This window comes from Sphingomonas sorbitolis (assembly GCF_036663875.1).
Taxonomy (GTDB): Bacteria; Pseudomonadota; Alphaproteobacteria; order Sphingomonadales; family Sphingomonadaceae; genus Sphingomonas.
Genome location: NZ_JAXOJS010000004.1, coordinates 493,257 through 507,519 on the forward strand (window position 1 = coordinate 493,257; position 14,263 = coordinate 507,519).

The following is a 14,263-nucleotide window of genomic DNA, read 5'->3' on the forward strand; positions in this document are numbered from 1 at the left end:
TTCCCTCGCGTAGCGTATCGAGGGCGAGGGCCGGTTTCCCGTTCGGAAGCCGGCCCTTTGTTCGTCTGCAATCGGGCAACGGCACGCACCGACTGGACCCATACGCCAACCCTGTCATCCTGACGAAAGTCAGGATCCAGAGCCACGATCGACGGTGTCTAGTTACCCTGGGTCCTGACTTTCGTCAGGATGACGGTGGTGAATGGTTCAGGCGATCCGCTCAGGCACTTCCGCCGCATCTTCCGCGATCGCCGCGGCCGGCGCGACGGCTTCCCACGGAAACACGAACCAGTCCTTCGTCACCGCCCGGTCGATAACCCGCGCGCTATACTCAATCCGCTCGGCCGAGCTGACGTTATCGATCAGCATCGCGAACCGCACCGATCCCTCGACCGCCCCCGCCGCAGCGAGCGCACCGCGCAGATGCGAGATCGTCCGCCCCGAATCGTTGATGTCATCGAGGAACAGCAGCCGCTCGCCATCCCGCGTCCGCTTGGCCAGCTTGACCAGCGGCTCGTCGGCAAAGTCCTTCACCTGGCTCGAATAATCGACCGACAGGGTCGGCAGCCCGATCGCATGGCTGAGGAACACCGCCGGCACGAGCCCACCGCGGCCGATGCCGATGATGTAGTCGGGTTTCCACGCGATATCCTCGATCAGCTTGGCGGCGAGGATGTGGATCGCGGCGACGAACTCGTGCTGCGGGATAGGGGTAAAGATCGGCATCGATCGGATGCTAGCGGGTCGTGGCGAAGAGTTCACTCAAAACCCGCCCACCTTGCGCCACAGGTGTAACGCCCACTCCTTGTTTCCCCGCGAAGGCGGGGACCCAGACTGGGCTCCCGCCATCAGGGCCCCTTCAAAGTATTACTTTGAAGGGAGACCCTTCGCGGGAGAACAAGAAGTGGGAGTTGCCTGAGCCGCTCAGATCGTCTCTAGCGCCTGCTCGAAATCGGCGATGAGATCGTCCGGATCCTCCACCCCGATCGAGATCCGCACGAGGTTATCGGTAATCCCCAGCGCCTGCTTCCGCGCATCGGGCACCGACAGATGCGTCATCCCCGCCGGATGGCTCGCCAGCGTCTCGGTCCCGCCGAGCGACACCGCCAGCTTGGCGATCTTCAACGCATCGAGGAACGCGAAGCTCTCGCGCTCGCCGCCCTTCAGATACAGCGAGAAGGTCGAGCCGCCGCCGGTGCAATGGCGGCGATAGATATCCGCCTGCCGCTCCATACCGGGCTCATCCTCGAGAAAGCCCAGGTACGCGACCCGCTCGACCTTCGGATGATGTCGCAGGAAACCGCAGACCTTTGCTGCATTCTCACCCGCACGGCTCATCCGCAGTTCGAGCGTCTCGAGGCTGCGCAACAGCATCCAAGCGGTATTCGGATCGGTGATTGTCCCGATCGTGTTCCGCATCGTCCGGATCGTGTTGATGTGCTCCTTGGTGCCGAGCACACCACCTGCGACCAGGTCCGAATGCCCGCCGACATATTTCGTCAGCGAATACACGACGATATCCGCACCATGCTTGAGCGGCTGGAACCACAGCGGCCCGAGGAAGGTGTTGTCGATCGCGATCGGTGGCTTCTCGCCCTTGAAGATTGCGTCCCGGCTGGCCTGGACCGCCTCGACGTCGACCAGTGCATTGGTCGGGTTCGCCGGGCTTTCCAGATAGATCAACGCGACGTTGCCGGTCGCCGCCTCGGTCATCACCGCATCGATCTCCTCGCGCGTCGCACCCGCCGGGAAGTCGAGCCACTTCACGCCGAACTTGCCGAGCACGCGGCCGATCAGCGTCTCGGTCGCCGCATAAAGCGGCCCCGAATGCACGATCGTATCGCCCGGCTTGACCATCGCGAGGAACAGCGTCGCGATCGCCGACATGCCCGACGAGAAGGCAAGCGCGTCCTCCGCCTCTTCCCACACGCCGAGACGATCCTCGAGGATCTCCTGGTTCGGCCCGTTGAAGCGCGAATAGACGAGCCCCTCGGCACCGCCCGGACGCTTGCCGGTGACGCCTTCGAAGTGGCGCTTGCCCGCCGCCGCGTTGGGAAACACGAAGGTCGAGGTGAGGAAGATCGGCGGCTTCAGCGAGCCTTCCGACAGCGACGGGTCGTAACCATGACCCATCATCAAGGTCGACGGCTTCAGCTTGCGACCGCCGATCTTCTCGACCTCGGGCTTAGGCGCGACGCGTGCCGCGACTCCGGTCAGATCGGCTTCGGTTTCCGCGGGAACGGCACCGGCGTTATTCGGGGTATCGGACATCAATAAACTCCTGCGTGGCCCGTCTTATGCGAGCCGATGTGCGGAGCCTAAACGACCAGCGCAGGCTTTGGGAGGCGTTACAGCCCGATGATGCTGATCTGGCGCCCATAAGAGGGTTCGCCGCGATGGGTCGCGCGCCGATAACTGAAGAAGCGCGTCTCGCCCCCGTCTTTGGCGGCATAGGTGTCGAGCCCGAGCGCCTCGATCCGCCCGATCCCGGCGACCGCGAGCCGGCTGACAACATAGGCCTCGAGATCGAACTGGTAATGATCCGCACGGCCATCCGCAAAGAAACGTTCGTTCTCCGGATCCGCCTCGCAGAACCGCCGGATGAAGCCGTCGTCGACCTCGTAGCTGGCGCGCGCGATGCACGGCCCGACCGCGGCGACGATCCGGTCGCGGTGCGCGCCGATCGCCTCCATCGCGAGGATCGTGGAGTCGGTAACGCCGCCGAGCGCGCCTTTCCACCCGGCATGCGCGGCCGCGACGACACCGGCCTCCCGGTCGGCGAACAGCACGGGTGCACAGTCCGCGGTGAGGATGCCGAGCGCGAGGCCCGGGCGATTGGTGACCAGTGCGTCGGCATGCGGGCGTATCGCATCGTCGAACGGCTCAGTCACGGTGACCGCGTCGGCCGAGTGGACCTGATAGAGCCCGACGAGTTTCGCGCCCGGCAGGACGGCTTCGGTCGCACGGCGACGGTTCTCAGCGATGGCGGCGGGGTCGTCGTCAGACCCGATACCGACATTGAGGCTCGCATACGCACCGGTCGAGACGCCGCCGCGTCGGCCGAAAAAGCCATGCGGGATGTCGCCAAGCGCCTTCGCGCGGAGGAGGTCGATGGTCATTTTAGGTCACCCAACATCAAGCACATCCCCACCCCGGCGGAGGCCGGGGCCCAGTTGGGTGACGTTCCTAACAGCAGGCATCGCGCCGTTACCAAGACCTTTCCAACTGGGCCCCGGCCTCCGCCGGGGTGGTGGCCTTTCGCTACGATATCTCTGGTAGCGCCGCCGATCACAGCACAAGCCGCATGATCCGGTCATCATCAGGCTGCTCACCAACCATGAACACATACCGCCCGATCTCGACGAAGCCGTACCGCTGATAGAACTGGTGCGCCCGGTGGTTATCCACATACACGCTCAGGATCATCTCCGTCCGCCCCTCGGCGCGTGCGACATCGATCGCCCAGTCCATCAACGCCGGGCCGACACCCGCGCCGTGCTGGTCGCTGCGCACATAAAGCTGATAAAGTTCGATCGCGGACGCAGGCCAGTCGCCGGGAAAGGCAACAGGGCCGATCTTCGCAAACCCGACGATCTTACCCGCCTCGTCCATGGCGACGCGCACGGTGAAGGCAGGGTCGGACAGCTGCGCCGGCAAACCCTTTTCTCCGAACGCTTGCTCGAGAAACGCAGCGAGGTCTTCAGGCCGGTACAGCGTGCCGAACGTGTCGGTGAACGACCGCTTCGCCATCGCGGCGAGTTCTGCGCCATCAGCGGGCACGGCATCGCGATAGGCGATCATGCAAACGCCGCCGGGGTCGGCCAATTTGGCGCGGTGATCGCGAGCGCTTTGAAAAGAGTACCCATGTCGTCCATCAACCTCCTCCGATCCGCCGCCAATGCTTCCGCACGCGCAGGCGACGCCTTGGCGAGCGCGGATGTCCGCGAATCGATCCCAAGTCCGCCGAGCAGGTCACGCTGGCTCACCGGCCCCCACGCGACCGCCCCCTCGGTCTGCGCCGCGGCGGCAAGCGTCGTAAAATCGACATGCGCGGTCAGGTCGTGCTCGCCTGGCGCCTCGAACGGGTTGGCGAACGCGTGGCTGCGGACCGCCTGCAAGGTGTCGCCGAGTGCCGGCCCCTCATACCCATAGTCGATCGCGATCAGCGCACCGCCCTGCGCGGCGATCCGCTTGGCGAGGCCGCGGACGATGGTAACGGCAGCGGGTGACGTCTCGAGAATCGAGCCCGCGGGGGCATCGCGGAACGGCTCGGGAATGACTGCGTCGGGCAGCGGCTTGCCGGCGATCGGCAGGAACAGCAGGTCCTGCGCCGCGACCAGGCGTTCGTGCCACTGCGCGCGCTTCACCAATTGCCGGATCGGCAGCGCATCGAAGAACTCGTTGGCGACGACGATCAGCGGGCGATCGGTCGGCAGCGTATCGATCGTATCGTGCCAGGTCGCTGTCGGCACGCGCTCGGCCTGCGCCTTCCGCAGCGCCGGGCTGGTCTCGACGAAATGGATCTCGGGGTTGAAGCCAGCCTTCGCCATCGCTCGCCCGGCGTCGGCGGCAAGCGTACCGCGGCCCGGCCCGAGCTCGACCCACGCCACGTCCGGCCGCCCAGCCCGGTCCCACAGATCGGCGCACCAAAGACCGATCAGCTCGCCGAACATCTGGCTAATCTCAGGCGCAGTAGTGAAGTCCCCCGCAGCTCCCAGCGGATCACGCGTCGCATAATAGTGCACGTTGGCCGCCGCCATATACTGCGCAACGGGGATCGGCCCCGCGAGCGCGATCGCCCGGGCGAGACGTTCGGGAAGGGCGGCTTCGATTCCCCTTCCGCTTGCGGGAGGGGTTAGGGGAGGGGCTGGATTATCTTTGGCCATGACATTTGCGGCCATGCCCTCCCCCAACCCCTCCCGCAAGCGGGAGGGGAGCTAAGCGACGCTCTGCGTCCCCGCGATCGACTCGACCCGCACGCGCCGTTTGGCCGACGTCACCACCAGATATCCGCCGCCAATGATCATCGGCACGCACAGCCACTGCCCCATGTGCAGCCCGGTATGCTCGGCAAACGCCCGCAGCTGCGAATCCGGCTCGCGGAAGAATTCGACGATAAACCGAGCGATCCCGTAGCCCAGCACGAACAACCCGACGAGCTTGCCCGGATCATACCGCGCCTTGGTCTTCCAGAATGCGAACCACAGCAGCGCGAACAGGAGGATACCCTCCAGCCCCGCCTCGTACAGCTGGCTCGGATGCCGCGCCGGCTCGACCATCCCGAACGGCACGGTGCGCTCGAAGATGATCCCCCACGCGACGTTGGTCGGCTTGCCCCAGAGCTCGCCGTTGACGAAGTTCGCCAGCCGCCCGAAAAACAGCCCGAACGGTACGCAGCACGCGATATAATCGTGGACGCGCAACCAGTTGAGCTGATGTTTCCGCGCGAACAGGATAAGCCCGATCGACGTGCCGATCACCCCGCCGTGGAACGACATCCCGCCGTCCCAGAGCCGGAAGATCCGCAGCGGATGCAGGAACATCTCGGGCGCGTAGAAGATCACGTAACCGAGCCGCCCGCCGAGAATGATGCCGAGCGTCGCGTAGAACACCAGGTCGTCGGCATGCCGCCGCGCCATCGGTGCACCGGGCTGGGCCAGCAGCTTCAGGAGATACCACCAGCCGAGCAGGATCCCGCCGATATAGGCAAGGCTGTACCAGCGCAGCGTGAAGAAGCCGATCGAGAAGACGTCGGGGTGGAGCCCGAGATCCTCGAAGCGGATGTGACTGCCGACGGCAGGCGCTACGCCCGCAGCGGCGATAATGGTCGACAGGATCAAAGGCTTTTCCCCACGCGTTCGCCCCTGCATAAAGACCGATAACGATAAGACCAAGTAGGAGAGCGATATGCGGACCGAGCTAGACCTAGCTATGGATTCGACGATGGCCGCGCTGACCGCGCCCGACGGGATGCTCGCGCTCGGATCGGTCGAGCGGTTCGGCGTCACGCTGCCGACGATCGCCGCCGCGCCGCCCGCGCTCAGCTATTATTTCGCGCACTACGCCAACGAGCACCGCGACGCCGTCTTCCTCGTCTCCGGCGCCGAACGGCTGACCTTCGGCGAGGTCTACGCCGCCGCCGAACGTTGCGCGCGCGCCCTCGTCGGCGGGTACGGCATCGCCAAGGGCGACCGCGTCGGCATCGCGATGCGCAATTCGCCGTCGTGGATCGTCCTCTACATGGGCATCATCATGGCCGGCGGCGTCGCAACCCTGCTCAACGGCTGGTGGCAGTCGGAGGAACTGGAGACCGCGATCGGCGAGGTCGATTGCGCACTCGTGTTCGCCGATCCGCCGCGGGTGAAGCGCCTCGCGCAGATCGCAGGCCTACGCGCGCCGGTGGTCGAGATCGATGATTCGCGACCGCTTGCCGAAGCTCTCGCGCAGGTATGCGCAAAGGACGATCACACCGCCGACCTGCCGCTGCTCGGACCCGAGGATCATGCGACGATCCTGTTCACGAGCGGATCAACCGGCCAGTCGAAGGGCGCGCTGTCCGAGCATCGCGCGGTCGTCCAAGGCATCTTCAATTATCTCGGCCAGGTCATGATGATGGTCGGGATCGCCGCCGCGCAAGGCAATCCGCCGGTCGGCCAGCCGGTCACGCTGCTGACGATCCCGCTGTTCCACATCACCGGGGAAGTGCCGGTCTTCCTCCAGAGCTTCGCGATGGGGCGCAAGCTCGTGCTGATGCCGAAATGGGATGCGGGCGAGGCAATGCGGCTGATCGAGGCGGAAGGCGTGACCTACTTCGTCGGCGTGCCGCTGATGAGCTTCGAGATCCTAAACCACCCGGATCGCGCGAAGTACGACCTGTCGACCGTCACCGATTTCGCCGCGGGGGGCGCACCCCGCCCGGTCGATCACGTCCGCCGCATCGACGAGGAAATGGGCGGCAGCGCACCGCTGATCGGCTACGGCCTGACCGAGACCAACGCGGTCGGCACCGGCAACTGGCGCGGCAACTACCTCGCCAAGCCCAACTCCGCCGGCCGCCCCGGCGCGCCCTTGGTCGACCTCGCCATCCTCGACGACGCCGGCCACCCGGTCGACCAGGGCCAGCGCGGCGAGGTCTGCATCCGCACGATCTGCAACTTCAAGGAATATTGGAACCGCCCCGACGCGACCGCCGCGGCGTTCACGTCGGACGGCTATTTCCGCACCGGCGACATCGGTTACCTCGACGAGGACGACTATCTGTTCATCGTCGACCGCAAGAAGGACATCATCATCCGCGGTGGCGAGAATATCTCATGCCAGGAAGTAGAGGCGGCGCTGTACGAACACTCAGCGGTCGCGGAAGCCGCCGTGTTCGGACTGGCGGACGAGCGCTTCGGCGAGGTCCCCGGTGCGGTGGTTGTGCCGCAAGACGGCGAAACGCTGACCCCGGACGACCTGACCGCGTTCCTCCACCAGCACATCGCCGCGTTCAAGATACCGCAGCGGATCTGGATTTCGGAAGAGCCGCTGCCAAGACTGGGGACGGAAAAGATCGACAAGGTGTCGCTAAAAGCCACGTACCGAGCGCTCGCCTAAATTCCCTCGCCCCTCCGGGGAGAGGGAGGGAGGAGCCACTTGGCGACGGAAGGGAGAGGGGCGGTGAGACTCCCGGCACGGCCCCGGAGACCCACTCCCCCTCATCCGTCGCTTCGCGCCACCTTCTCCCCGTGGGGGAGAAGGATTAGAGCGCACCCTATGATCAGCAGGCGTGGGATATTAGTCGGCGGCGGCGCGGGGATCGGCCTTGTCGTAGCCTGGGGTCTATGGCCGCGAACCTACGCCCCAAACCTCGTCGCCAACCCCGGCGAAACCCCGTTCGGCGCGTGGCTCAGCATCGGCACCGACGGCCACGTCACCGTCGCCATCCCGCAGGTCGAGCACGGCCAGGGCGTCTACACCACCCTCCCCCAGATCGTCGCGGACGAACTCGGCGCGGACTGGCGCACCGTCGGCGTCGAGCCCGCCCCCCTCAACCCGCTCTATGCCAACGGAATCGGCACGCACGACCTGTTTGAAGGCCTGTTCGACCGCCTCCCGGACGGCACCGCGCAACCACCGATGCTAACCGGCGGATCGAGTTCGATCCGGATGTTCGAGCAAGCCTGTCGTGAAGCCGGCGCGGGCGCCCGCGCGCTGCTCTGCGTGGCCGCGGCGAAACGCTGGGACGCCGACTGGACCCAGGTCAACGTCGACGCTGGCTTCTGTACCCACGGCGGCAAGCGCATCCGCTTCGCCGAACTGGCCGAGGAAGCCGCGAAGTTCACTCTCCCCGATCCCCTCCCCCTCGGCATCCAGGGCGCAGGCAAGCTGGTCGGCAAATCGGTCCCCCGCCTCGACACCCCGTCGAAAGTCGACGGCTCGGCTAATTTCGCTGGCGACGTCCGCCTCGCCGACATGGTCCACGCCGCGATCCGCCAGGGCCCGGTCGGCGGTCGCCTAACAAAGGTCGACCGTGCCGCCGCCGACCGCATCCGCGGCGTGCTCTCGATCGTCGAGAACCCGCGTTGGGTGGCCGCGGTGGCGACGACGTGGTGGGCGGCGCAGAAGGCGCTCGACGCGCTCGCGCCGCGGTTCGAGAACGACGCCCCCCTGCCCGATACCAAGTCGATCGACGCTGCACTGGATGCGGCGCTTACGCGACCGGGCACGCGAATGGCCGAGACGGGCGACGTCGCCGCAACCTTCCAAGGCGCCAACCTCGTCACGGCGACCTACCGCGCCGGCCTTGGCCTGCACGCGGCGATCGAGACGCGCAGCGCGACTGCTTCCTTCTCTAACGGCCGGCTCGAACTCTGGCTGGCGACGCAAGCACCGGGGCTCGCGCGATCGGCTGCGGCGCGCGCGGCGGGTCTCAGCGAAAACTCTGTCGTCGTTCACCCGTTGCTGGCCGGCGGATCGTTCGGCTCCGCGCTGGAGCACGACGTCGCCGAGCAAGCCGCCGTCCTCGCGATCAAGCTTCGCCGGCCAGTCAGCCTCGTCTGGTCGCGCGGCGAGGACTCGCTTCACGATCACTACCGCCCGCCCGCCGTCGCGAAGATGGCCGCACGGCTCGCCCCCAACGGCGCGATCATGGGCTGGTCGGCAAACATCGCCGCCCCCTCCACCGGCGCCGAGATGGCACGCCGGATGATGCCGGGGCTCGTAACCGAAGCCGCGCTGATCGGCGTGAAGGGCGATCGCTACGCCGTGGCAGGCGCCACGCCCGCCTATCGCATCCCCGCCTATGCGATCGAGCACCACCCCGCTGAGATCGGCATACCGACCGGGCACCTCCGCGGTGGCGCACATGGCTACACCGCGTTCTTCACCGAATGCTTCCTCGACGAACTCGCACGCACGGCACAGTCCGAACCGATGTCGTTCCGGATCGGCATGCTCGGCGGCGAACCGCGACTCGCGCGCTGCCTGTCGACCGCGGCAGCCCTCGGCGGCTGGAACGGCGGCGTCGCAGGCAGCGGCCAGGGGATCGCAGCCCACGCGTTCCGAGGCAGCTACATCGCCGTGATGGCCGAGGCGCACATGGGCGCGGACCAGCGCCCGGTCGTCGACCGCCTCGTCGCCGCAGTCGATTGCGGCGCGCAGATCAACCCCGACATCGTCCGCCAGCAGATCGAGGGCGGGCTGATCTTCGGCATGGCCGCCGCGCTCGGCGCGTCGACAGGTTTCACCCGCGGCCTCGCCGACGCGCGCGGGTTCGACGCCATCGCCCTGCCCCGCCTCGCCGACACGCCCGACATCACCGTCGAGGTCATTCGCAGCGACGAAGCCCCCGGCGGCGTCGGCGAACTCGGCGTCCCCGCGGTCGCACCGGCGATCGCCAACGCGCTCTATGCGTCAACGGGCTTCCGCATCCGCAATTTGCCTTTAAGACCAGCGCCATGACCCTGCCCCCCGATCACCCCCCGATTCCGAAACCCAAGATCGGCGTGTTGCTGATGAACCTCGGCACGCCCGATGGCCCCGATGCGAAATCGGTGAAGCGCTATCTCGGCGAGTTCCTGTCCGATTCGCGCGTCGTCGAGATCCCGCAGATCGCGTGGCAGCCGATCCTGCGCGGCATCATCCTCAACACGCGCCCGAAAAAGTCCGCGCATGCTTATTCGCAGGTCTGGCGCGAGGACGGCTCGCCACTCGCCGCGATCACCCGGTTGCAGGCGGCAGCGCTGAAGGACGCGTTCGGACCGGAAGTGCTGGTCGATTGGGCGATGCGCTACGGCAATCCATCGATTTCGGACCGGCTGACCGCGATGAAAGCGGCGGGGTGCGAGCGCATCCTGCTAGCGCCGCTCTACCCGCAATATTGCGCAGCAACGACCGCGACCGCGAACGACAAGGCGTTCAAGCATCTCGCCGGTCTGCGCTGGCAGCCGGCGATCCGCACGCTGCCGCCGTATTACGACGACACTCTCTATATCGACGCGCTGAAGGACTCGCTCGAAGAGGGGCTGTCTGCACTCGATTTTACGCCGGACGCGATCGTCGCCAGCTTCCACGGAATGCCGAAGCGCACTTTGCAGCAGGGCGATCCGTATCACTGCCACTGCCAGAAGACTGCGCGACTGTTCGGCGAGCGGATGGGGCGCGAGTTGACGATCGCGTTCCAGTCACGGTTCGGGCCGCAGAAGTGGCTGGGGCCGGCGACCGACGAGACGCTCGTCGCGCTCGCCAAGGCGGGCAAGACCAAGGTGGCGATCTTCGCGCCGGGCTTCTCCGCCGATTGCCTGGAGACGCTGGAGGAACTGTCGATCCGCGGGCGCGAGAGCTTCGAGGAAGCTGGCGGCACGCACTTCGCCTACCTTCCGTGCCTCAACGACAGCCCCGTCGGCGTGGAAATGTTGCGCAGCATTTTGGCGCGCGAGCTTGAAGGATGGGTGCGGGCTGTCTAGCCTCCGGCAAAAGGCTGAACCGAGGAGAGACTGATGGCACGCGTCGCAATTGTAACCGGTGGTACGCGCGGAATCGGCGAAGCGATCAGTCTCGCATTGCAGGACATGGGCCTGACCGTCGCCGCAACCTATGCCGGCAACGACGCGCGCGCGCGCGAGTTCACCGAGCGCACCGGGATCAAGGCGTACAAGTGGGACGTCGCCGACTATGATGCGTGCCAGGCCGGCTGCGCGCAGGTCGCCGCCGATCTGGGCGATGTCGATATCGTCGTGAACAACGCCGGCATCACCCGCGACGGCACCATCCTGAAGATGACCTACCAGGATTGGAAAGAAGTGATGGACACCAATCTTGGCGGCTGTTTCAACATGGCCAAGGCGGTGTTTCCCGGCATGCGGACGCGTAAATGGGGGCGGATCGTCAACATCGGCTCGATCAACGGCCAAGCCGGCCAATACGGCCAGGTGAACTATGCTGCGGCGAAGTCCGGTATCCACGGCTTCACGAAAGCCCTCGCCCAGGAAGGCGCGCGCGCGGGCGTGACGGTCAACGCGATCGCACCGGGGTATATCGATACGGACATGGTGGCGGCGGTGCCGGCCGACGTGCTGGAGAAGATCGTCGCGAAGATTCCGGTCGGGCGACTGGGCCAGGCTACCGAGATCGCGCGAGGCGTTGCGTTCCTGTGCTCGGAGGAGGGCGGGTTCGTGACCGGGTCGACGCTGAGCATCAATGGCGGGCAGCACATGTACTGACGGGCGCAGGCAGCGCAAAGCGCAGCCGATGCCCGCGAGCAAAGCGAAGCGGGCAGCGCCCGGCACGGCCGGCGGGTCGGCTAGCCGAACCCGTCCGACGGCGGCTTTGCCGGCGGCGCTGAGTGTCTGCCGGATTACCGAGGACAGCATTGCTTGATCCTGAGCCCCCGCTTTCGCGGGGGAACTAGGGCAGGTAGCGCTGCGTGAACCGAACCCCACAGCGTCCGTGACGACAAGGATGCCGCCGCAAAACGCCCCTCACCCAACCCTCTCTCCGAAGGGGAGAGGGCTAACGCCCGTTCAACTTACGGCGCCAAAATCACCCGTCGCTAGCACGCTCGATATCCGCGCCGACCGCGCTCAGCTTCTCCTCAAGACGCTCATACCCGCGATCGAGGTGATACACCCGACCCACAGACGTCTCGCCATCCGCCGCCAACCCCGCCAGGATCAAGCTCATCGAAGCCCGCAGGTCGGTCGCCATAACCTGCGCGCCGACCAGCTTGTCAACGCCGCGCACCACCGCGGTCCGCCCACGCACCTGGATATCCGCTCCCATCCGCGCCAGCTCGGGCACGTGCATGTAGCGGTTCTCGAAGATCGTCTCGGTCAGCACGCTCGCGCCGTCCGCCTTGCACAACATCGCCATGAACTGCGCCTGCATGTCGGTCGCAAACCCGGGGTAGGGCGCGGTCGACAGCGTCAGCGGCTTCAGCACGCCGTCCGACGCCACCCGCACGCCGTCCTTGGTCGGCGTCACCGAAACGCCAGCCTCGACCAGCGCATCGATCGTCGCACCCATGTCCGGGATCGCCACGCCGACCAGCTCCAGGTCGCCGCCGGTGATCGCCGCGGCACACGCGTAACTGCCCGCCTCGATCCGGTCGGGCATCACCGCATAGGTCGCACCGTGCAGCCGGTCGCGACCTTCGATCGTCAGCGTCTCGGTACCGATCCCGTCGATCGACGCGCCCATCGCGACGAGGCAGTTGCAGAGGTCGACGATCTCGGGCTCGCGCGCCGCATTCTCGATCACGCTCGTGCCCTTGGCGAGCACCGCCGCCATCACGACGTTCTCGGTCGCGCCGACTGACACGATCGGGAAACGGAAGCGGCCGCCCGGCAGGCGCCCGCCCGGCGCGATCGCCTTCACATAGCCCGCCGCCATCTCCAACTCGGCGCCAATTGCTTCCAAAGCGCGCAGATGCAGATCGATTGGGCGATTACCGATCGCGCAGCCGCCCGGCAGCGACACCGTCGCCTCGCCACCGCGCCCGAGCAGCGGCCCGAGCACCAAAATCGACGCGCGCATCTTGCGCACGATGTCGTACGGCGCCTCGGTCGAGGTCAAATTGCCCGCACGGATCGTCATCACCCGGCCGAAATCCTCGGGCCGCGTGCCCTGGATCGCGGTCGACGCGCCAAGCTGGTTGAGCAGATGGCCGAAGCCGTCGACGTCCGCCAGTCGCGGCAGATTGCGCAACGTCAGCGGCTCTTCAGTCAGCAACGCGCACGGCATCAGCGTGAGCGCGGCGTTCTTCGCGCCGGAGATGGGCAAGCGCCCGGACAGGCGATTGCCGCCGCGAATGAGAATACGGTCCATCCCGGGTGTCTATCGCGGCTGGCGTTCTGCGCAAGGGCCGCGCACCGATCGGGCGATAGGCGGACGCTGCGCAGGGCCAAGTCCCGCGCTGGGACCCGCCTTGCGCCCTCAGTAGCGCTAACGCCCCGCGCTTGATCGACTTTAATGCGCGGAAATCCTAGCTTTGCTCTGTGGTTCTTGAACATTGGGGACCATTACAGAGTGCCGGACAGCTGCTTCGCCGACCGCGTCGGCGATCTCATCGACCTGTCGATGAACGAAAAGGCTGCGCTAGCGCGGTTGGAGGACCGCCCGCGCGACTTGCGTCGCGGTGCCGTCCTCGTGCGCGAAAACGATCCGCAGGCCGAACTCTTCATCCTGCAACGCGGCATGGCGATGAGCTATGTGCTGCTCGACGACGGCAGCCGCCAGATCCTCCGCTTCCTTTATGCCGGCGACATGCTGGCGGTCTCCGCGCTGGTGTATCGCGATTCGCCCGAGACGGTGGTCGCGCTGACCGACTGCACGGTGTGCGCGTTCGATCGCTCGGCGATGACTGCGCTCGTCACCGATCATCCGCGGCTGTCGGCGATCATCATGGTGATGAACCAGATGGAGAAGGTTGCGCTGACCGACCGGCTCGCCGCGCTGGGTCGCACCTCGGCAAAGGCGCGGATCGCGGCGTTGCTGCTCGAGATGCGGAACCGGATGCGGATGCGCGACCGGGCGATGGGCAACAGCTTCACGCTCGGGCTGACGCAGGAGGAGATCGGCGACGCCACCGGCCTCACCGCGGTCCACGTCAACCGGATGCTGCGGCAGTTGGAAGAGGATGGGTTGATCCGGCGCGAGGCGGGCCGCGTGACGTTGCTCAACGAGGCTATGCTGGCGCAGGCGGCGAACTATATCGACCGCTTCGATCGGCTGGATTTGCGGTGGCTGCCGCCTGCGCGGTGAGCGATTATCTCGATCCTCCCCC

General features: G+C 66.4%; 12 protein-coding genes. 5 read left to right on the forward strand and 7 right to left on the reverse strand.

All coding sequences use genetic code 11. From position 1 onward, the window contains the following. Window positions 1-207: 207 nt before the first annotated feature. The 6 genes from U1763_RS14350 to lgt all read right to left on the reverse strand — a co-directional run bounded on the left by U1763_RS14350 (window position 208) and on the right by lgt (window position 5,870). Window positions 208-726: a phosphoribosyltransferase gene (locus tag U1763_RS14350; protein ID WP_332755728.1), complete on the reverse strand. Its 519-nt coding sequence runs from the start codon at window positions 724-726 to the stop codon at window positions 208-210. A 198-nt stretch (window positions 727-924) separates the two neighbouring features. Further along, on the reverse strand, window positions 925-2,271 hold the full coding sequence (locus U1763_RS14355; RefSeq protein WP_332755729.1) for a cystathionine gamma-synthase family protein: 1,347 nt from the start codon (window positions 2,269-2,271) through the stop codon (window positions 925-927). A gap of 77 nt (window positions 2,272-2,348) precedes the next feature. Next, window positions 2,349-3,119, reverse strand: a complete 771-nt coding sequence (pgeF, locus tag U1763_RS14360; protein WP_332755730.1) for a peptidoglycan editing factor PgeF — start codon at window positions 3,117-3,119, stop codon at window positions 2,349-2,351. 169 nt (window positions 3,120-3,288) lie between these two features. After that, complete coding sequence (locus tag U1763_RS14365; RefSeq protein WP_332755731.1) at window positions 3,289-3,801, reverse strand: GNAT family N-acetyltransferase; 513 nt, start codon at window positions 3,799-3,801, stop codon at window positions 3,289-3,291. Then, window positions 3,798-4,886 carry a class I SAM-dependent methyltransferase gene (locus U1763_RS14370; protein WP_332755814.1) on the reverse strand — a complete coding sequence of 363 codons (1,089 nt, stop codon included), beginning with the start codon at window positions 4,884-4,886 and terminating at the stop codon, window positions 3,798-3,800. Before U1763_RS14370 ends, U1763_RS14365 begins: the two co-directional genes overlap by 4 nt. Before the next feature lie 51 nt (window positions 4,887-4,937). Further along, complete coding sequence (gene lgt / locus U1763_RS14375) at window positions 4,938-5,870, reverse strand: prolipoprotein diacylglyceryl transferase (protein WP_443026925.1); 933 nt, start codon at window positions 5,868-5,870, stop codon at window positions 4,938-4,940. A gap of 37 nt (window positions 5,871-5,907) precedes the next feature. Between lgt and U1763_RS14380 the strand changes: the two genes are divergently transcribed. From U1763_RS14380 to phbB, 4 genes are all read left to right on the forward strand, one after another. Continuing rightward, entirely contained in the window at window positions 5,908-7,596 is a 1,689-nt protein-coding gene (locus U1763_RS14380) for a class I adenylate-forming enzyme family protein (protein ID WP_332755733.1), read from the forward strand. 159 nt (window positions 7,597-7,755) lie between these two features. Further along, a complete protein-coding gene (locus U1763_RS14385) occupies window positions 7,756-9,942 on the forward strand; it encodes a xanthine dehydrogenase family protein molybdopterin-binding subunit (protein WP_332755734.1) in 2,187 nt (728 codons plus the stop codon). After that, window positions 9,939-10,946 (forward strand): ferrochelatase, encoded by a 1,008-nt coding sequence (gene hemH / locus U1763_RS14390; protein WP_332755735.1) that lies wholly within the window; start codon window positions 9,939-9,941, stop codon window positions 10,944-10,946. The genes U1763_RS14385 and hemH overlap by 4 nt, the downstream gene beginning before the upstream one ends. Window positions 10,947-10,979: 33 nt before the next feature. Beyond that, window positions 10,980-11,702, forward strand: a complete 723-nt coding sequence (phbB, locus tag U1763_RS14395; protein WP_332755736.1) for an acetoacetyl-CoA reductase — start codon at window positions 10,980-10,982, stop codon at window positions 11,700-11,702. A 319-nt stretch (window positions 11,703-12,021) separates the two neighbouring features. On the opposite strand, the gene murA is transcribed toward phbB, so the two are convergent. Next, on the reverse strand, window positions 12,022-13,305 hold the full coding sequence (murA, locus tag U1763_RS14400) for a UDP-N-acetylglucosamine 1-carboxyvinyltransferase (RefSeq protein ID WP_093398375.1): 1,284 nt from the start codon (window positions 13,303-13,305) through the stop codon (window positions 12,022-12,024). A 252-nt stretch (window positions 13,306-13,557) separates the two neighbouring features. Between murA and U1763_RS14405 the strand changes: the two genes are divergently transcribed. Further along, a complete protein-coding gene (locus tag U1763_RS14405; protein WP_243693230.1) occupies window positions 13,558-14,241 on the forward strand; it encodes a Crp/Fnr family transcriptional regulator in 684 nt (227 codons plus the stop codon). Window positions 14,242-14,263 lie beyond the last annotated feature (22 nt).